General features: G+C 38.8%; 23 protein-coding genes. 2 read left to right on the forward strand and 21 right to left on the reverse strand.

From position 1 onward, the window contains the following. Window positions 1-18 precede the first annotated feature (18 nt). The 21 genes from R8925_RS12210 to groES all read right to left on the reverse strand — a co-directional run bounded on the left by R8925_RS12210 (window position 19) and on the right by groES (window position 18,319). On the reverse strand, window positions 19-816 hold the full coding sequence (locus R8925_RS12210) for a hypothetical protein (RefSeq protein WP_430536116.1): 798 nt from the start codon (window positions 814-816) through the stop codon (window positions 19-21). A gap of 6 nt (window positions 817-822) precedes the next feature. After that, a complete protein-coding gene (locus R8925_RS12215) occupies window positions 823-1,782 on the reverse strand; it encodes an NAD-dependent epimerase/dehydratase family protein (RefSeq protein WP_430536117.1) in 960 nt (319 codons plus the stop codon). Between the two features lie 117 nt (window positions 1,783-1,899). Beyond that, a complete protein-coding gene (locus R8925_RS12220; protein WP_430536139.1) occupies window positions 1,900-2,844 on the reverse strand; it encodes an oligosaccharide flippase family protein in 945 nt (314 codons plus the stop codon). 11 nt (window positions 2,845-2,855) lie between these two features. Further along, the gene (locus R8925_RS12225; protein WP_430536118.1) at window positions 2,856-3,182 is read right to left on the reverse strand and encodes a lipopolysaccharide biosynthesis protein; all 327 of its coding nucleotides are present in this window, start codon (window positions 3,180-3,182) and stop codon (window positions 2,856-2,858) included. A 20-nt stretch (window positions 3,183-3,202) separates the two neighbouring features. Further along, complete coding sequence (locus R8925_RS12230) at window positions 3,203-3,634, reverse strand: FAD synthase family protein (protein ID WP_430536119.1); 432 nt, start codon at window positions 3,632-3,634, stop codon at window positions 3,203-3,205. Next, window positions 3,631-4,785 carry a CDP-glycerol glycerophosphotransferase family protein gene (locus R8925_RS12235; protein WP_430536120.1) on the reverse strand — a complete coding sequence of 385 codons (1,155 nt, stop codon included), beginning with the start codon at window positions 4,783-4,785 and terminating at the stop codon, window positions 3,631-3,633. The genes R8925_RS12230 and R8925_RS12235 overlap by 4 nt, the downstream gene beginning before the upstream one ends. Beyond that, the gene (locus R8925_RS12240; protein WP_430536121.1) at window positions 4,782-5,759 is read right to left on the reverse strand and encodes a glycosyltransferase family 2 protein; all 978 of its coding nucleotides are present in this window, start codon (window positions 5,757-5,759) and stop codon (window positions 4,782-4,784) included. The genes R8925_RS12235 and R8925_RS12240 overlap by 4 nt, the downstream gene beginning before the upstream one ends. 14 nt (window positions 5,760-5,773) lie before the next feature. Next, window positions 5,774-7,060, reverse strand: a complete 1,287-nt coding sequence (locus tag R8925_RS12245) for a phenylacetate--CoA ligase family protein (RefSeq protein WP_430536122.1) — start codon at window positions 7,058-7,060, stop codon at window positions 5,774-5,776. Between the two features lie 147 nt (window positions 7,061-7,207). After that, window positions 7,208-7,798 (reverse strand): glycosyltransferase family 2 protein, encoded by a 591-nt coding sequence (locus R8925_RS12250; protein WP_430536123.1) that lies wholly within the window; start codon window positions 7,796-7,798, stop codon window positions 7,208-7,210. Beyond that, complete coding sequence (locus R8925_RS12255; RefSeq protein ID WP_430536124.1) at window positions 7,795-9,117, reverse strand: UDP-glucose dehydrogenase family protein; 1,323 nt, start codon at window positions 9,115-9,117, stop codon at window positions 7,795-7,797. The genes R8925_RS12250 and R8925_RS12255 overlap by 4 nt, the downstream gene beginning before the upstream one ends. Further along, window positions 9,114-9,887, reverse strand: coding sequence for a glycosyltransferase family 2 protein (locus R8925_RS12260; RefSeq protein ID WP_430536125.1), 774 nt, complete (start codon window positions 9,885-9,887; stop codon window positions 9,114-9,116). The genes R8925_RS12255 and R8925_RS12260 overlap by 4 nt, the downstream gene beginning before the upstream one ends. A gap of 12 nt (window positions 9,888-9,899) precedes the next feature. Further along, window positions 9,900-10,136: a helix-turn-helix domain-containing protein gene (locus R8925_RS12265; protein ID WP_430536126.1), complete on the reverse strand. Its 237-nt coding sequence runs from the start codon at window positions 10,134-10,136 to the stop codon at window positions 9,900-9,902. A 19-nt stretch (window positions 10,137-10,155) separates the two neighbouring features. Further along, complete coding sequence (locus R8925_RS12270) at window positions 10,156-10,830, reverse strand: YveK family protein (RefSeq protein ID WP_430536127.1); 675 nt, start codon at window positions 10,828-10,830, stop codon at window positions 10,156-10,158. Window positions 10,831-10,833: 3 nt separating this feature from the next. Then, window positions 10,834-12,009 carry an O-antigen ligase family protein gene (locus R8925_RS12275; protein WP_430536128.1) on the reverse strand — a complete coding sequence of 392 codons (1,176 nt, stop codon included), beginning with the start codon at window positions 12,007-12,009 and terminating at the stop codon, window positions 10,834-10,836. Between the two features lie 83 nt (window positions 12,010-12,092). Next, window positions 12,093-12,695 carry a CpsD/CapB family tyrosine-protein kinase gene (locus R8925_RS12280; protein WP_430536129.1) on the reverse strand — a complete coding sequence of 201 codons (603 nt, stop codon included), beginning with the start codon at window positions 12,693-12,695 and terminating at the stop codon, window positions 12,093-12,095. A 66-nt stretch (window positions 12,696-12,761) separates the two neighbouring features. Continuing rightward, window positions 12,762-13,223, reverse strand: coding sequence for a hypothetical protein (locus R8925_RS12285; RefSeq protein ID WP_430536130.1), 462 nt, complete (start codon window positions 13,221-13,223; stop codon window positions 12,762-12,764). A 10-nt stretch (window positions 13,224-13,233) separates the two neighbouring features. Next, complete coding sequence (locus tag R8925_RS12290; protein ID WP_430539446.1) at window positions 13,234-13,860, reverse strand: sugar transferase; 627 nt, start codon at window positions 13,858-13,860, stop codon at window positions 13,234-13,236. A 94-nt stretch (window positions 13,861-13,954) separates the two neighbouring features. Beyond that, window positions 13,955-14,788 carry a carbohydrate binding domain-containing protein gene (locus R8925_RS12295; RefSeq protein WP_430536131.1) on the reverse strand — a complete coding sequence of 278 codons (834 nt, stop codon included), beginning with the start codon at window positions 14,786-14,788 and terminating at the stop codon, window positions 13,955-13,957. A gap of 400 nt (window positions 14,789-15,188) precedes the next feature. Continuing rightward, complete coding sequence (locus R8925_RS12300; protein ID WP_430536132.1) at window positions 15,189-15,908, reverse strand: SDR family NAD(P)-dependent oxidoreductase; 720 nt, start codon at window positions 15,906-15,908, stop codon at window positions 15,189-15,191. A 150-nt stretch (window positions 15,909-16,058) separates the two neighbouring features. Continuing rightward, window positions 16,059-17,690: a chaperonin GroEL gene (gene groL, locus R8925_RS12305; protein WP_430536133.1), complete on the reverse strand. Its 1,632-nt coding sequence runs from the start codon at window positions 17,688-17,690 to the stop codon at window positions 16,059-16,061. Window positions 17,691-18,034: 344 nt separating this feature from the next. Beyond that, window positions 18,035-18,319, reverse strand: a complete 285-nt coding sequence (groES, locus tag R8925_RS12310; RefSeq protein ID WP_430536134.1) for a co-chaperone GroES — start codon at window positions 18,317-18,319, stop codon at window positions 18,035-18,037. A 645-nt stretch (window positions 18,320-18,964) separates the two neighbouring features. Between groES and R8925_RS12315 the strand changes: the two genes are divergently transcribed. Both R8925_RS12315 and R8925_RS12320 read left to right on the forward strand, forming a co-directional pair. Beyond that, window positions 18,965-19,651 carry a CPBP family intramembrane glutamic endopeptidase gene (locus R8925_RS12315; RefSeq protein ID WP_430536135.1) on the forward strand — a complete coding sequence of 229 codons (687 nt, stop codon included), beginning with the start codon at window positions 18,965-18,967 and terminating at the stop codon, window positions 19,649-19,651. Next, complete coding sequence (locus tag R8925_RS12320; protein ID WP_430536136.1) at window positions 19,648-19,839, forward strand: YdiK family protein; 192 nt, start codon at window positions 19,648-19,650, stop codon at window positions 19,837-19,839. The genes R8925_RS12315 and R8925_RS12320 overlap by 4 nt, the downstream gene beginning before the upstream one ends. The last annotated feature ends 93 nt before the right edge of the window (window positions 19,840-19,932 follow it).

Raw genomic sequence — 19,932 nt, forward strand, 5'->3', positions numbered from 1 at the left:
TTATCTTTTCCTATCTGTCTATGTACCTAACAACGCAATAAGCTTGTTAGTTACACGAGTTTGTCCGCCTAAATTGGCATGATAAACCGAATCATACACCTCAGACGCCTTCAATCTAAAGATATTAGGAGAGACTGTGATACAAAAATACTCATACAATTCTGTCAAGTAGTAATCTGGCATGTTGTCTGCATAAAAAACAGGTGGTAATAATGTTACTTGGATATTATTATTTCTACACCTTTTCATAAATGCCTTAATTTCACTCATTGCTTCCGTTTCATGAAAGCTCTCTGGGAAGGAGAGTGGCGTTAATGCTTGTGGATTTCGAAGTTGTGCATCCATCCCTTGAAGACATCCTGTGTGTGTCAGAATTGTCGCCTTACGCCGTGCCATTTTTTCCGGTGTAGATGAAGATTTTGCATGCCTTAAAGACATAAGAAATAGCTTTACCTTTTTGTTGTATTTCTTCCGATTCGCCCAATATTTACGATGCACAAACGTATCAATTCCAAAACCAAAAATATAATACGATGGATTAAGGTATTGGCCAAATTCAAGTGGTAAAATAACATGATCGCCTGGTTTTAAACTAGGTTCTATATGATCAACGAGATACCGAAAACCTAAGCCTACATTGACTCCAGCATTGATCGTTGGTTTTCCTAGTCTCTGTTGCATTTTATCTGTGTTAAAACCATACAGTACACTGCTACCACCTAATAAAACGATTTTTTCTTCTTGACATGACTCTAACATTTCCTTCTTCTTAGATACTAAATATTCCATATGGCGAATACTGTCAAAATTAAACATGGCTTATCATCTTCCCAACTTCTTATTTTTACGATTATATTCATGGTACTTGCTCAGTCCCATTTTTAATGTATTGCTTGCATGGTAACCTAGATTCTTAATCTTCGTAATGTCTGCATAAGACTGATGAATATCGCCGGCTCTCTCTTCATGGTGTGTTAGTGAAAGTTTTTTATCCGCAATCAATTCATATATTTCAATAACTTCTATTAAACTGTGCCTCTCACCAGATGCGATATTAAATACTTCTGATTGACTTTCTTCCGATTTTGCTATCAAAATCAAGCCTGTTACAACATCTTCTACATAAACAAAGTCACGTACTTGTGAGCCATCTCCATAAAGCTGAAAATTTGCGCCCTCATCCCCCATACAGTTTGTCAAAATAGACAACACACCTGAATATGGCGACTGTGGATTTTGTCGCGGACCATACACATTAAAAAATCGAGCAGCGCTTGCTTTCAAACCGAATAAATGACTGTATGCTAACACATAGCTCTCTGCTGCATATTTATCAATACCATAAGGAGTAATCGGTGCAATGGCAGAGGTTTCTCGTTTAGGCAACGTTGGTTCGCTACCATATACAGCTGCCGAGGAAGCAAACACAAATTTTTGAAGTGTAGATGCTTGCTTTTTAGCTGCGTTTAAAATATAAATGGTGCCATCCATATTAGTCTGATGCGTCAGAAGCGGGTCCTCGATAGATGCTGCGACACTCGCAACTGCCGCTAAATGAAATACATAGCTAAATTGATAGTTCTCAAAAATAGTAAGAACATCTATTTCTCGGCTAATATCACCAAGAATAAATTCCAAATCGGGATGATTCGGGAGATTAGTCCTTTTTCCCGTACTTAGGTTATCAAATACAACCACATGGTAGTTCTGTAGCAATCGCTCAACCAAATGCCCACCAATAAAGCCAGCGCCACCTGTTACTAAAACTGTTTTTTTCTTCATTTTAAACCACTCTTTCTTCTTTTTTGTATCCTATTTTTCATCATAAATTGGATGTTTCGTAAATTAATAAGAAGGATCAAACTCACAGACAATGCGTTAGTAAGTAACTCTGGAATTTTATCTTGATAAAGACATAACAAAAACGATAAAAGCTGGAATGATTACTACATACTGCATCCGAATTTTGACGTATTTTCTCGTTTGAATGAAACGAACAATCCATACAAAGAAAAAACTAATAGCAGTCGCGAAGGCAACACCATACAGGCCGATTTGTGGAGTGAGCCAAAAATTGAGCCCGACATTACACGCTGCACCGACAAAAGATGTCATAAATACTTGATTTGTCCGCATCTGTACCGTGTAAATAACGCCAATAAAGGCAGATAATCCCGCAAAAATCATGGCAAACAATTGAATAGGTACAAATTTCCAAGCTCCGAAAAATTCACTCCCAATGGCTACTCCAAATCCCCACTTTAAAAAGCACAGGATGATGGAACTAATAATAATCATGAAGGAAGCCAAGGCATTAAATACGCTAGAATAAAAGCGATCTCGATTTTCTTGTTCGTTTTCTTCTATAGCTGATAACTGCCATGCTTGTATAAAAACAGAACTCAGCGTATTAAGAAGCACCGGAATTTTATTTGCTACAGCATAATATCCATTTGCTGTGAGCCCAAGAAAAGCTTGAATAAGCAAACGATCAGAAGCATTCATTATCCAAAACATTAATGTATTAGGAATAAGTGGTAAGCTATATAACAACATCCGTTTCATCAAAGTCCCATCCCACGGTGCTTTTGCTAATTTCTCCACAACATTCCCACTAAAACAGAAGAACACTAGATTACTAATCGTAAAGGCAACCACCATCCCAATAAAATATCCCATTATCCCCATATGAAAGTAATTTAACAAGAGACTAACGATAGCAAAAATCATCATTGCAGTAACCAATCCATTAATAACATATAATTTTATTCGCCCTGTGCCGCGTGCATATTGAGCCAACACGAGGTTTATAGACTGTGCAAAAATAATAGCGGCAATAACCAGCGTACTTACATCTAATTCGAAAAAAGTATTCCTACAACGCTACCAGCTAAGAAAAGCAATCCAACCAACATGCAGACGGCTAGTCCATTCAGTAAAACACTACCTTTATGTTCATTTTCTTTCATCGTAAATCGCAGAACTGCATCATAAATCGATAGGCTCACAAATGGTAAACAAAGATTAATCATGACAGAAACTAGCTCTACTTTCCCATACTCTTGTGGATTCAAATGATGTGTAAATACTACAACAAGTAGTAAACTAATAAATTTGCTTCCCATGCTCCCAATTGAAAACAGGATGGTATTTTGAAATAATTTTTTATATTTACTACTCATTACTTCGACTCATTTCTCGTTTATTGTGGTTGCGCCATTTTATGCAGTACTTCGGTTAAAAGTGTGGAAGATGTATTGCTTGTGTACGGAAAATAAATAACATCAACATCGTTCTCATTCAAAATTCGTTCCGTTTCATTGAATAAAGCATTACCTTTCCAGTGAGATCCCACGAACATAGCATCGAACTGATACTGTCCCATCGCTGCTACTTTATTTCGATGCGTTTGTGCGACCACTTCATCCACAAAGGCAATCGATTTTACGATCTCTATTCTTTCCGAAAATGGAATAACAGGAGTTTTATTTTTATAGCTTTGAACTAATTCATCCGTGCTAACTGCCACAATAAGATGTTCACATTGCGCCTTTGCCTGTTTTAAAATATTCAGATGCCCAATATGAAAAAGATCGAAAACACCAGATGTATAGCCAAGTTTATATTTTTTCATGTATTAGTACCGTCCATTTCTAGGAATTTTATGATTCGTTTGGCAGAGTTATTGTCATTATAGTGATTCATTTTCGTACATAATTCGGCTCGTTCAAGTACATATTCATCTTGATCAGCCGCAACCAGTCTAACAAACTTAAAAAAATCATTGGCTTCTCGAATTTTTTCTCCCGGCATGTAATCCAGTGGTTCTTCCACTAAGAAGCCACGTCCAGAACTATAATTTGCTATATCCCCAAGTTCAAATCCAATGGGCTTATTTTGCAATAAATAGTCAAAGTACACAGAAGAGAAATCAGTAATTAGCGCATCAGTTTTGCCAAGTAGTGCATATAAATCAATGGACGCGTCTAACATCTCTGCATTTGATAGCGTCACAATGTGCGTTAAGTCATAGAAGGAAACAAATCGTAAATCTTGATTGGGGTGGAATTTTATTAACAATAAAGTATCAGCAGATGCCAATTTCTCGTTCAACGTTTGAAAAAATTCCGGACTCATCAGGGATACATCTTGAGCAGCATCCATCGCAAAATCCATACGATTACTGTTGTTAATGCGTTTAAATGTTGGTAACCAAACGATCATTTTTTTGTAGTTATATTTCTCAAGGAATTGATTTGTTCCCTTATCTTCGCGGTACATCGTGTCATTTCTCGGGAACCCAAGAATTTGCATCTTATCTGCCCCACCAAGTAAAGAGGTCGAACGAAGATCTGCTGAAAATGAGGATGTGCTCAAAATATACGTATGGTGTTCTGTTGGGCCAAAACAACCTCGGCTGTCTTTTAATGGCGTTCCATGTGTTAAAAAAAAGCGTATTTGCTGATTATCGCTACGATATCCAAGCGTTTCATGTGTGTAGAAACAATATTTCGCGACACAATTGTAATAGAGATAGCGCAATGATTTTCTTGTAAGACCAGATTTTTTCATAAATCGAACGTTTGGGTATTCACGATGATTGATAGTTTCCGGATTCGCCACAAACCAAACCATCTTGTACTTTATGTTTAACTGTTGTGCCATCATTTCTTCAAAAAGCGCCTTAGAATTATCCTGAAATCCAGACATACTCTCAAATAGAACCATATTTTTTACTGGCAGCATGCAGAATAAACGCAATAAACAGTGCATCATTAATTTCATTCGCTCCATCTCCTTTCTTTTATTTTTTTCGGCCAACTATAAAGCATGTCTCCGAGCAGAAAAAATCCTTTGAAATAGGCCTTTATCGCCATTCGACGCATCCGTTTAAGCTGCTTATTTTCTGGTTTATGAGACATGGTATACCAGTCGGGGCATTTTTTTTCTAGTACTTTCTGAATCGTTTGAAGAAATATACGCCGCTCTTTTTTATTCTGTATATATTGGCTTTTACCTAGTGCCATCACATAACCTAGCTGCTCTACATACATACCTGTTACTGTATCGGCCTGTTTTGTTGGCAATCGGTCTACTTGTTTTTTTAGGTATTCCAGAACCGCTATAATATCGTAATAGCGTGCGACATTGACTGTGTTTGTTTGAGAATCTTCTCGTGATCGATCATATACATAAAATGCTTTGTCTATTTTGCTTGTTTTTTTCGAGCGCATCATCACAAATGGAACCACTCCTACATCCTCATACCAATAACCTTCTGGGAAAAAAACATCTTGCCATAAGTGCGCTGCGTACATCTTGTTCCACGGGGCTGTTCCCGCTGTTATTGGCGAGCTTCCAACTCTCGTATAGTTTTGTTCGTTCTTTTTGTTCCGTGTCAAATAGTCAAATACAGCGATATCCGCTCCACTTTCCAAAATCTTGACACATTCGCCAACGAGTTCTGGTAAAATATAATCATCACCATCTACCATCAAAATATAGTCTCCACTCGCTTGTTTCATCGCTAAATTTCTCGCACTCGCTTGACCACCATTCGTTTTTGTAATAATCAATACACGCGGATCTTGCCTTGCATACTTTTCTAACAGCATCAAACTTTGGTCTGTTGAGCCATCATCTACTACGAGCACCTCGAGATTCGTGTAATACTGTGCTAAAACTGAATCTAGACATCGTTCCACGTATTTTTCAATATTATATATAGGAATAATAATCGATACTTTTGTTAGCTTCATGAAACGCTCCTTCCTCACACTTCTTGGACGAATGAAACAAAGTCCTTTAATTTTCCTCCACCACGATAAAAAGTGGCACCTTCTTGTATCTCATAAGTCATGTCTGTTGAAAAATATGTCACGATTTCCGCTTTGAGCCTTCCTCGCATATCATCGCTAAGATAGCTTTCTACTCGGAATTCTAGATGACCCTTTTCATGTTGCAGGACTTGATAACCGACAGCTTCTCCACCATCTATCACCATATTTTTGAAAATATAATAAAAAATCAAGCTCGGATATGTCTCTTTCTCCCCAAAAACCGCCTTGCCTACGCGTCCCATAACGGACTTAACAATCGTATGCTCTCGACCACAAGCACATTTTGTTTCTGTGTCTAATTCAACATAATCCCCTAGCGCATAACGAATAATTGGAAAGGATTTAGAAAATAAATTAGTCACAAAAATCTCGCCATCAATAACTTCTACAATCACATTTTCCATCGTCATGTGCATATTCCCATCTGGGCATTCAAAGGCGATAATTCCAGTCTCTGTTGCGCCATACTCACTAATAATTTTACTACCAAATACTTTCTCTACCATCGGCTGATACGCATCAAATATCTTTTCAGACGTCCCTTTAATCATTTTCAAATTCGCTTTAATTGGTAGATTTTCTTTTTCTATTTTTTTTGCGACATGATAAATCATCGAGGAGTACCCTTCCAAATAATCTGCTCGTTTCAATTTTTTAATAAAAGCATTAATTTCCGCTGTTTCATAGGAAAATATTCGAAATCTATTTACGAGTTTATCCATCCATTTAAGCTTCCAGTTTTTTTTACTATCTAAGTTATAGCCCCAGAAATAGCCATTTCTGTGCCATGGTTTAATACCATACCAATCATAACCTCGATGAATCGCTGCACGGTGTCTAGCATCCCATTCTAAATTTCGGTGAAATGTAAGAGGAGTTCCTGTACTTCCGGATGTTTCGGAGAAAATGAGGGGACCAACCCCCGACGTAACATGAATCCTTTCGCTTTCTTCAAGTAATGTTTTTTTATTTATTGGGGGAATTTCTTTAAGATCTTCTAAGCTCTGAATATCAGTAGGCTCGATACCAACTTCATCTAGTAATTGTTTATAATAAGGGGATTTTTTATAAGCCCATTGTACAAGCTCTTGTAATTTATCCAGCTGATAAGCCTCTAGCTGTGCGCGTGACCACCGATCCGACTGTTGTAAAAACTGCTCAGCCTCAGGTAAAACTGGGTTTCGGCGCTTGACGCCTTGTTTGTATATCCATTGATACACGTTATCGCTCTCCTATTCGCCGATAAGTCCACGTTTCCTTCAAGACTTCCAGCAGTAGATTTTTTTGCTTCTTTTTAAAGTAAAATAGAGTCACTAGCAAATAGGCTATTGGTCCGTTGTATATTCGCTTAAACAGCGGACCTTTGCTTAATACTTGCGCTTAAATAAATCGGTTAGAAAAATATTCTCTTCTCCGGAAATGTATGTTGCGCCCAGTCCAAAAGCTTCATCAAAACGAATCACATCATGAAACTTATTGCTTTCTAAACATGTTCTCCTCACAAAAATTTCAATGGAAGAGCGACTCATCAACTCACGCTTCGTTAAATATCGACTCGTTTTTATCTTCTGTGGTCTTCCAAATTTTTGTTGATCTGGGTCATACATAGTAAGGCTAATGACATCTTTACCTGTTTGATAGGAATCCACAACGTGTTGAAATGTCGCTTTATCGTACCAGCAGTCATCATCACCAAATGTCACAATTTCCCCAGTAGCATGTTCTAAACCAGTGTTACGTGCTCTAGAAAGCCCACGCTCATCTATTCTTACAACTTTAGAGAATATAGTGTACCTCGCTAATAACTCCGTCCATTGATCCTGTTCATTCTGCAAAACAAGAATCACTTCACAATGCGGATACGTCTGATTTTCTAGCGTCTCCATCATTCTTTTGAGCTCTGTTACCCTATCGCCAAGTGTCGCAACAATGACAGATATAAGTGGTTTTTTCGTCATTGTAATTGCCTCACTTTAGTCAGCGGCCGTCCAATCGACTGATAAGCCACACCAGCTAGCTCCATCTCATATTTATTGAAACAATTTCGACCATCTAGTACGTGTGGATTAGCCATTAATCTAGTAAAAGTAGCAGGATAAATCTGCCTAATCTCTTCCCACTCTGTAAAAATGAGACATGCATCTGCACCAGCCAACGCCTCTTCTATCGAGCTTTTCATTATGGAATCATCGCCAAGCTGTGCGGCAACAGCATCCATCGCAATCGGATCATAGGCTTGAATAATCGCACCTTCTCTTTGCAAAACTTTGATGTTTGGAATGGATGGTGCTTCACGCAAATCATCTGTATTCGGTTTAAAAGTCAAACCTAATACCGCTATTTTCTTCCCAGCAAAATGGGGTACTTCTTTTCGTAATTTATGAATCAGCGTATACTTTTGTTTTTCATTTATTTTAATTGCCGCTTCAATCGTGCGTAATACGAAACCATGATCTTCCGCTAACCAATGTAGCGCCTTCGTATCTTTTGGAAAACATGAACCGCCATAACCAATGCCCGCACGCAAGAAACTATTTCCAATTCTCGGATCATAACCCATTCCTTCTGTGACTTCTTCCACATCGGCACCCAATATGTCGCACAAATTCGCAATTTCATTCACAAAAGATATCTTGAGAGCTAGAAAATCATTGCTGGCATACTTGACTAATTCCGCACTTTTGCGAGAAACTGCAACGATTGGCTGCCCATAATTGGCATAGATAGCACGCATTTTTTCCTCGGCTGTCTTTGATTCTGTTCCAATGATAATTCGGGATCCATGAAGCGTATCGTATACGGCACTTCCTTGCGCGAGGAATTCGGGATTTGAAATGACATGCACTTTGGCAGTATTTCTAAGTGCCTCCTTCACAATTGCCTCCACTTTATCATTAGTTCCTACTGGTACAGTTGATTTTACGATAATTAAACAGTCTCGCTGAATGCTTCGTCCTATTTCATGTGCCACTTGATAGACTGCCGTCAAATTCGCTGATCCATCTTCATTTTCTGGTGTCCCAACGCCAATCACAATCGCATCAGCATCTGAGTAAGCACTTGCACCCTCTGTTGTAAACTGAATTCGTTTCGCCGTTAATTGCTCCTGTAACAGTTCTTCCAAACCAGGCTCAAAAATCGGTGAAATACCTGCGTTAAGTCCGGCAATTTTGATAGGGTCTAAATCAACAGCCGTTACTGCATGCCCGTGATGCGCAAATCCTACTGCGGAAACTAAACCAACATAACCTACACCCGCCACTGTAATTTTCATCATTTCTGTTTTCTCCTTTTCCATATGGCATGAAACACGTAGCAACAAAAAACATAACTCGCATACACAAGCGGTAAGCCTTCATGCTGTCTGTACATCTGCCAATTTTTTTGGAGCATCTTCCATTTGTTGCTGGATAGTGAAGCTGTACTTAATCGATAATACGCCAACGGTTCTGTCATACCATAAGCATAATCTTGCTGTTTCAAAATGGATAACCATGTCGCTGTATCTTGGCGTGTACGTAACAATGGCATTCGAAAATCTCCTACTTTTTCTCGATCAATCATCACTGTTAAGCAGCCAATAATCGTATTTTTCAGTAGTTCTGTGTAACTTATTTTCTCAGGCACATGTACCGTTCGTTTTTGTCGTTCTGGTACTTCTTCAAAAACATGATACGCTGTAAATGTAAATCCGTGCGCCTGTTCCTTCATAAACGTTAGCTGTCTCGAGAGTTTTTCTTTGTGCCACAAATCATCACTATCTAAAAAAGCGATATATTGCCCCTTTGCCCGACTAATTCCTTCATTCCTTGCAAAACCTGAACCACGATTTTCTGTCAAAAAAACTGGGATAATACGTGCATCTTCTCTAGCTAATTTTTTCAAATTTTGCGGTGTCGCATCGCTGGAATAATCATCCACGACTAGTAACTCCCAATTCCTATACGTTTGGTTTAGGACGCTTATTATACTTTCGTGCAATGATTCGCCACTATTATAGGTAGGCATGATGATACTTACTAGATCCGCTTGATATGTTTGATGCATAAATTCCTGCTCCTATTCCTCTTGAAATGGTCGATATTTTTGCCTTAGCCATGGTTGCTGACGCTTGCGCTCCATAATTTCATCCGCATAGTATAATACTGCCGAACCTTTGCGTATCTTTTGAATTTTTCCACGCGCTACAAGCGAATGAAAACACTGCTTCGAAACTTCCAAACAGTCAATGGCTTCTTGTGTAGACAAAAACATATTGTCGAGTAGTAACAACTGTTCTTCGTATTTTTTTATCATCGAATTAGCTATCCCCTTCTTATATTTCTGGTATGGTTACAATGATCGGCAAACTGGTAACCTCTTTAAAATCTTTTGCCGTTTTAAATGTATTTTTCAGCGATTCTCGAATCACAAACACCGTGGAACTTAAGAGCAGAGTCATCACGAACGCTAATATCATATAAAGTCGAATCTTTGACGTCGTTAGATTACCGCTGAGTTCTGCATCAGATAAAATGTTGACATTATCAATATTCATTAGTTGTGGGACTTCCTTTTCCATAGATAAAGCCAAGGTTTCCGCTATTTTCTTTGCCTGTTCAGGGTCTTCGTGTTGCACATGAATCGAAATCACTTTTGATTCCTTCTCACTTTGAATACTCGTCATTTCACGCAATCCCGACACACTCATTGTCAGATCTAGTCGCTCAATAACATCAGATAAAATCACCTTACTGCGCAAAATCACATTATAGGTATTTACCAACTGCGTATTGGAATCTGTACTACGATAATTGCCGGCTTCTGTATTCACTACTTTTGGATTAATTAAAAGTTGCACGGAAGCATCGTATTTTGGTGCCATAAACTGAAAACCAGCTACACCAACCAAGCACATAGATATCATAGCGATAATCAATGCTATAATGATTTTTTTTCGAACAATATTAAATATACTTACCAAGGATAATTCTCGTTTCATTTGCTCCATCCTTTACTTCCTGCTAAATTTACTTTCTTTCAAACTCCTTGCAACCAATGCAAAGAAGAAGAAAAATACCTCGTTTAAAACCAAGGACAAAGATGCCATCATTGACAGGTAGCCTATTAAAGCAATAAGTAGCCACCATTGTTCTTTATCCATGAAGACTGATTTTAGTAACGTCCATGCCATGGCTATAATTGCGGTAGCATAAATAATCATCCCCATAATCCCTGTTTCCACCAAAATTTCTATAAAGGAATTATGCATAAAGACCGCTTTTCCTCCTGAAAAATAATTGTAATCCTGGAAATTGAAAGTTCCGATTCCAAATAGTGGATGCTCCATAAAATAAGCTAAGCCTGCTGCCCAAATATCAAATCGTCCACTTCCTCCATCTTCACTCATCGTTCCAAATCGCTCCATCATAAGCTCCCATAACGAAAAGCCCATAAATTGACTGAAAAGAATATCGGCAAGTAATAAAAAAAAACCCGCACCAAAAATCATAATCAACTTCGATTTCATGTTTCCAACGAGCAAACAGAGTGCCAGTACAATGACAACAGATATAATCGCTCCCCTAGATAAAGTCAATACCACACATAGAATGGCGATAAATCCACCTAATAAATTCCACAATTTATCCCGATGTGTTAAGAAATAAGCAATGAACAACATGTTAATAAAAACAAAGATATTTGGATCATTCGTCAATCCTAATAGCCTAGCGAAATTACGATCAATAAGCACACCCATTTCACGAATTCCATTGCCATGCATATTAAATCCTAAATTCACCAATCCCAGAAGATAATAGGCTAAACTCAGCAAATTAAACAAAAATCCAGAGATAATTATTGCCCATTCGATATCCTTCCAACGAATTCTTTCTAACCAATATCTACAAAAAAAGTAAAATCCAAGCAAGATAAGCGTTCCACCAATCGCACGAAGCGCCGCTTGTGGATAAGCCGTAATAACGCCACGTAAAGCGTAGTATACATAGAAACTAACAAAGGCCACTTCAAAAAACAGAAGCTTCTCAATCGTAATTTTGGAAAGATAACACAATATTAGAAGCAACATCAAAATCATATACGGTTTTAGGGCCAGACCGATTTGCATATTGAATTGACTACCTATGCTCAAGAAAAGTAACAGTATCGTTAGTAAAAAAATAGGCATTCTTGAGCCTCGGGACCCGCTTGTCAGATAGTCAGATGCCCTGCTATTTCTATAATCCATTAAGTCTTACCTCATCCCGCCGGTTAATAATAATAACGATATTTATCCCTGACTTTCACTTTCACACAGTTGAAAATAATCCCCAGACATGTTGCTGAAACCTGCTTTAGTACCTGGTGTGTGCGCTCTACTTCTTCTTTTCGAACTTCATCATACTTCACTACAAATAATGTCGCATCGCTATGATTCAAAATAGTCTTCACTTCTGGAACTAGCAAAACGGGAGGTGTATCAATAATAATCAAGTCATATTGTTCTTTCACTCCCATAATGAATTTTTTTAGTTTCGCCGCATCAAAAATAGTTCCCGAAGAACCATCTATTAAACCGCTTGTCAGGACATCTAATCCCTCAATCCCAATATCTTTTATACAATCCGACATCGCGTATTCTTCCTTTAAAACATCGCAAAAGCCTACTGCATTGGATAAACCTAATTTTTTGTGTACAGAGGGACGTCTGAAATCACTATCAACAAGCAAAACCTTCTTGTTCCCTTCTGCAAAACTTCTGGCTACTCCAATCGCCACAGAGCTCTTTCCTTCACTCGATAGCGATGATGTAATTCCGATGACTTGCATATCTAAGCGTTCTGATAACTCAATGGTTGTCCTAATATGCGCCATTTGCTCTTAAAAAAAATGGTTTTCATTTAATCTATCTTTACCTCTCATCAATCATTCACCTACCTCTTAGAACGTATTTGTCATGCTCTTCAACTGGTCGCCTTCAAATGTCACTCGCAATTCTCCATATCCATGTGCACCAGTGATAAAAAATGCCTCTACTGTATTTTCTTTCTCATTGATGCTGACATTTTGAGCGGCACCGATATATTGGATCAAGAAATCTTGTTTTGTCCAATTATCTTTTTTTATAATTTTTTTTGCCTGTTCAATGGGGATATATGCATTTTGCACAAAGTAGTTTGTTACTTCTCCTGATTTGCCTATCACGACCGCATCCTTGTTATGAACTTGTATTTTTTCACCTACAAATTCTAGTGTGTTATTATTTTGTGTTAGCTTGGCGAATTCTTCGTTACTTACTTCGCTATCTGTATTCTTCCATGATTCTATTAGGTCTGCTTTATTCGAACATCCCGTCCCGATTAAAGCGAATATTGCGATTATTATTATGACTGTTTTTTTCATTATAAACTCCTTATCGAGCGCCACTGCCACTTAAGATAACTTTTACAGTTTTGCATAGTATGTGTGCTTCACTTTTTAATGACATGGAATGAATGTACTCCAAATCTAACTTTAGTTTTTCTTCTGGCGAAATATCATAGCCGCCGTTTACTTGTGCCCAACCAGTTAGACCCGGTTTGACTGCTAAACGTTGAATAAAATTAGGGGAATGAATCTGAAATTCTTTTGTAAAGACTGGTCGCTCAGGACGTGGACCAATCATACTCATCTCTCCCTTTAATACATTCCAAAGTTGCGGTAGCTCATCTATTCTTGTTTTTCGAATAAGTCGGCCCACTTTGGTAATTCGATCATCATTTTTCTCTGCCCACTTTGGACCCATTTTTTCTGCATCTGTGTGCATAGACCTTATTTTATAAATCGTAAACTTTTTCCCATAAAGACCAACTCTTTCTTGTCTATAGATAATTTGTCCGGGAGATTCTAGTTTAACGACTAGTGCTGTCATCAAAATAATTGGAAATGTGATTACTAGTAAAAGTAAAGCAAATACTACATCAAATAGACGCTTCGTTAGTTGAAAAGTATTCGATGCTTTTTTTGTTTTCATCGGATGTATTCTAAATTCATACTCCATTATTCTCGTCCTCTCTAGAGTTACAATGCTGTTACCAAAAGTTATTTAGAAGATGGAATTGTTGAATAATCCCATCTTCCGCTTTACTTAAAATCTATTTTGTTACAATAACGTCTGAATGTGCTATTCCGCCAGCTACACCTTGGCTTAAGAAAATAACAGCACTTGTATTCGTTGCTCCTGTAGTGAACGTCAGCATGCCTTGAGTATAATCTGTAGATGATACGAATACGTTAGCTTGTACACCCCCATAACTCTTCACACCAAGGGAAAGACGTGCACCGTTCTCTACTTTCCCGTACGTGGAAACGGTATAAGTTGTGTTTGGAAGTAAGCCTGTGATTGTTTGCTCAATGCTCGAATTGCCTTCTAGTTTCACGACTTTGTTATCGTCTTCTGTTATGACTACTGGTGTTTCTGCTGCTGTTGCTTTCCATGTTTTCCAGCTTGTCATAGCCAAATCGAACATACCATTTTTCGTTAGATTGCCTGTTTGAGAAGCTTGTAAGTCTGCAAATAATGTCGTTGCGCGTGCTAATTCCGCTTCAAATGTTGCTTTTGCTTTCAAACCAGTTGGTACTGCGGCTACTGCTGCTGTTGCTGTTGCTAACTCTTCTTCAGTTGCTGTCATTTTGATTGCGCCATTGCTTGTTGTTACTGGTGTTAAATAATCCGTGCTAACAGATGTTTTTGAGGTGAATAGTGCTTCTAAAGCTGCTGTTGCTGCAATAACTTCTGGACGCTCGCTTTCAGGTGTAGAGTCTTTGAATACTACTGCATCTACCATACCAGTACTAGTTCCTGTACCTTTCATTAAGAACACAGTTGCTGATTTATTCGTTGCACCCGTGCGAATCGTGATACTTGCTTTCGTATAATCTGCTCCGCTAACGCGACCAGTTTTTTGTGCACCACCATAGTTTTTCACACCAACGCTGACATAACCGCTGTTATCTGCTTTACCGTAAATTTCAAGGGTATATGTCGTGTTTGGTTGTAAACCAGTGATACTTCTACTTCATTTATTTTAAAATAAGAATTTTGTTCTTTTCTTCGACTGCTTGCTGAATCGCTATTACATAAATAATTATAGTATATTTCTTTTTGCAAATTTGCCCTCTTCTGTTGCTGATTGTTCCTTTGATGTCATTTCTATATTTATTGTTGTATATGAGTGAAATATGAATATTAGCAGTGCGTTAGGTTAGGCTCATTCTCATCCCTTATTTCAGCAGTACAACGCAAAAAAGAACCCATTTCTAATGCCACTTTACTTTGACAATTACAAATAGGCTCTCTTTTTATAATATTTCAATTACCTTCGCGCATTAAAATAATCCACCATTATAATCAGCTACATTACCATTGAAGTTAATGATCTCACTATTATGGTTTTTACCATCAAAAATAATATCCGTAATTAGCTTGCCTGCCTCCGGAACCGTCTTCATGAAATCATCGGCCATGTTGTCATTTAAATCAGTTGTTACCCCACCAGGCATAATTCCAAAAATTTCAACTGGCGTTCCTGCACTTATAAAATTCTGCGCGAAACTTTGCGTCATCGCGTTTAGTGCGGCTTTACTCGTTTTATAGGCAAATGGGTTAAAGAAATCGGACATGCCAATTGGTATCGTGATATTTAAAATACGTCCGCTATTCGCTTCCAGTGTCGGCAAGAGTTGTTGTGTCAGGTCAAACGTACCGAAAACATTCGTCTCTACGACTTCTCTTAGCTCATCTACTGTGAATTCGGAACCCGGTTTTCTCATATCTCCTGGAATTCCGGCATTGTTAATCAGCATTGTAAGGTCAGCATGTTGCGATTTAATCGTATTTACCGCCGCCGAAATCGTTTCGTGACTTTGCAAATCAATATTTACGTAAGTCGCGTCAACTCCTTCTTCTTTTAGTTCCTCAGTCGCCGCGAGACCTCGCCCCTCATCACGCGCTCCTAGCAAAACAGTCCAGCCGTTTTCGCCCATCTGGCGCGCTATTTCCTTGCCAATTCCTTTGTTTGCTCCTGTGATAAAAACCTTTTTTGTCATCGTTTGTCTCCTCCTATTCTTCATGTCGCTTTCACTATAAACCTAATTTGAGAGGTTATCAAATGTTAACTTACAGGAAATAGAAAAAGCTCCCGACCAGACGAATAATCCAGTCGAAAGCTTTCTTCTAAAAGTATGGTTGGCGAACAATCACATCATGCCACCCATACCACCCATTCCCATATCAGGAACGCCACCGCCACCAGCATTTTCTTCTGGACGGTCTGCAACGACTGCTTCTGTTGTAAGAAGAAGTGCTGCAACGGATGATGCATTTTGTAATGCAGAACGGGTTACTTTTGTTGGATCGACAATTCCTGCTTCAATCATGTTGACCCATTCGCCGTTTGCTGCGTTAAATCCTACGCCGATTTTCTCATTTTTCAAGCGTTCTACGATAACAGAGCCTTCTAAGCCTGCGTTATGCGCGATTTGGCGAACTGGTTCTTCTAGTGAACGAAGAACGATTTTCACGCCTGTTGCTTCGTCGCCTGTTGCTTCGATTGCTGCGACTTTGTTGTATACGTTGACAAGAGCTGTACCACCACCGGATACGATACCTTCTTCAACAGCTGCACGTGTTGAGTTCAGTGCGTCTTCAATGCGTAGTTTACGTTCTTGTAACTCTGTCTCTGTCGCTGCCCCAACTTTAACGACCGCAACACCCCCTGCTAATTTTGCAAGGCGTTCTTGTAATTTTTCTTTGTCGAACTCGGATGTTGTTTCTTCCATTTGTGCGCGTAATTGGTTCACACGAGTCGAGATTTGGGCACTATTTCCTACACCTTCTACGATTGTTGTTGCTTCTTTTGTGACCATTACTTTAGCCGCATTACCAAGTTGCTCCATTGTTGTTGTTTTCAACTCTAAATTTAGTTCTTCGGTGATAACTCGTCCGCCAGTTAGGATACTAATATCTTCTAGCATTGCTTTACGACGATCACCGAACCCTGGCGCCTTCACTGCGACAACGTTGAACGTACCGCGTAATTTATTTAACACGAGCGTTTGTTGCGCTTCGCCTTCTACGTCTTCTGCGATAATGAGAAGTGGGCGATTTTGTTGAACCACTTGCTCTAAAATTGGCAGGATTTCTTGCGTGTTATTGATTTTTTTGTCAGTGATTAGGATATACGGATTTTCTAAAACAGCCTCCATTTTATCCGGATCAGTAACCATGTATGGGCTTGAGTAGCCACGGTCAAATTGCATACCTTCTACGACATCCAATTCTGTTGCAAAGCCTTTGGATTCTTCAATCGTGATAACGCCGTCATTGCCAACACGTTCCATTGCTTCTGCGATCAGTTGACCAACTTCTTCATCACCTGATGAGATTGCAGCAACTTGAGCGATTGACTCCTTACCTTCGATTGGTTTTGAGATTGCTTTTAGTTCTGTAATAGCTGTTGCAACGGCTTTCTCGATTCCGCGACGAATACCGACTGGGTTAGCACCAGCCGTAACATTTTTTAAACCTTCTTGAATCATCGCTTGCGCTAAAACTGTCGCCGTTGTTGTTCCATCACCAGCAACATCATTTGTCTTACTAGCGACCTCAGATACTAATTTTGCACCCATATTTTCAAAAGCATCTTCTAATTCAATTTTTTTTGCGATTGTTACACCATCATTTGTGATAAGTGGCGAACCAAATTTCTTTTCCAATACAACATTTCGTCCTTTTGGTCCTAAAGTTACTTTTACAGCATTTGCTAATTGATCAACACCACGAAGCATTGCGCGGCGTGCGTCTTCACTAAATTTAATATCTTTTGCCATAATTATTCCTCCTATTGTTGAGGCACTATGAAGTGCCTTTACTGAATTAGAGCCTCAATATACATGAGAGCTTAGCGAGCATGTAATCCATCAGTGGCACTATGAAGTGCCCTTGCTGAATTAGAGCCTCAATATGCATGAGAGCTTAGCGAACATGTAATCCATCAGTGGCACTATGATGCGCCTTTCACTGAACTAGACCTCAATATACATGGAGCGTAATCCACTCCCAGCCCAACTTCAAAAGCCAGACTTTCGAAATTTTCGATGCTCCGTAAAACAAAGTTCAGTTTTTCACTACACCCTCACAAAATTTTCTCAAGACTAGCAAACTCTTTCTGCTTCTATTTAACTACTGCCAATATATCCGATTCTCTCACAATCAAGTAGTCTTTCCCGTCATACGTGACTTCTGTGCCTGAGTATTTGGAGAAGATAATGTGATCTTGTTCTGTAACTTCTAGTGCTACTGTATCGCCGTTATCAAGTACTCGGCCGCTTCCGACTGCTACGACTTTACCTTCTTGCGGCTTCTCTTGCGCTGAATCTGGTAGTACAATACCACTTGCCGTTTTCTCTTCTGCTTCCAAAACTTCGATAATAACGCGATCTCCTAATGGTTTTAACAATTAAAACAACCTCCTCAAGTCTATGTTTATGATTTTTAGCACTCTTATCATTAGAGTGCTAATCCACTTCTTATATTATAAAAGATATGTGGAAATTGCAAGTATTTACACCTAAAAAAATGGGACTGATTTTCAGTTATTGTATCATCCTTATGTAACTTTTAGACTTAAATGGCGTAAATTTTATAAGTTAAAAAAAGCATGTTCTAAAAAGAATCATCAGAACGCGTTTGGCGGGATTAGGATAGCATCAGACATTTTTTTAAGCAGCAAACAAAAAACATCGTGGAGAAGGGAATTCACATTTTCATGCTTAGAAGAAAAGGTTGCACTAAAACTATCACTATTTCCTCTTGCAAGCTCGGTTTCAACAGCTACATTAGCTACCGAGATTACACCCTAACCTTCCGAAAGCAAATAAATGAAGTGGTTATCGCGACTACCAACGTTCAAGCAGAGGAAGACACAATCGTCCCCTGCTTTAGAGCTAGAAACGAATAATACAGGTGATATTTTTGATGATGCTTTGTAAGAAATGTACACCACTTGAAACCAAAAGTGACACCCACTTGTTGCTTGTTGCCTCAATAATTAGTACAATAGGAAAATGAGATAAATCGTGTGCACTTGAAAGGTCGTGTTATTTTGAATAAACGTTATTGGTATGTACTACTTACATATTTTGCAGCTTACTTTTCTTCATTAATTGGAGCTCCGATTGTAATGGGGATTTTGCGGGCGGCAACGGACTTGTCGGATAAGCAAGTTATTACGTATGCCTCGGTTTATTGGAGTGTGTTCAGTAATTTGGTGGCGCTCATTATTATTTGGATGATACTTCGTAAAACGCCTCGAACGACAAAGATTGAGCAAGGCGAACCGACATCTATTGGAAAAAGTGTGGCTTATGCTGTGCTTGGTTTTATTGCGTTACTTTTCGGTCAATCGATTTCGGTTTTTATTATGGGATTACTCGGAATTACTGGGGTTTCACCAAATACAGAAATGCTCGGTGAATTGGCTCGGGCAGTACCATTGATGATTGTTTTCACATCGATTTTGGCGCCTATTTTAGAAGAAATTGTTTTTCGGAAAATTATTTATGGAGGCTTGGCGTCGCGGATGAATATTCACGTGGCAGCTGTCATTAGTTCTGTTTTCTTTGGGTTAATGCATATGGACTTAACTTTCCTACTCGTCTACGTTGTGATTGGGCTTATGCTATGTTATATTTACACAAAAACGAAACGGATTGCTGTGCCAATTGCAGCGCATATGTTGATGAACGTGCTCGCGATGGTCGGTCAGTTTATGCTAGGAGGCGGATCATGAAAAACCCTTTAGCTATGCAAGGTCTCATTTATTTAGTGCTTGCCGTTGTGTTTGTTTATTTTGCAATTAGCCAAGTTAACATGAATGGCTGGACAGTTATGACGTATTTAATGATTGCAATGGCTACTGTAAATACCGTAACTGGAATTAGATTTGTGACGGTTGGCTTAATGAAGAAAAAAGAGTAGGTCGGGAACCTGCTCTTTAAAGTGGTACCCATGTCAAGGACACTTGTAAAAAGAAAGAATTAAGCACTCGCTAAAAGATGGTTTCTGTATTGT

Origin of the sequence: Listeria rocourtiae subsp. hofi (assembly GCF_963575615.1) — a bacterium.
Lineage (GTDB): Bacteria > Bacillota > Bacilli > Lactobacillales > Listeriaceae > Listeria_A > Listeria_A hofi.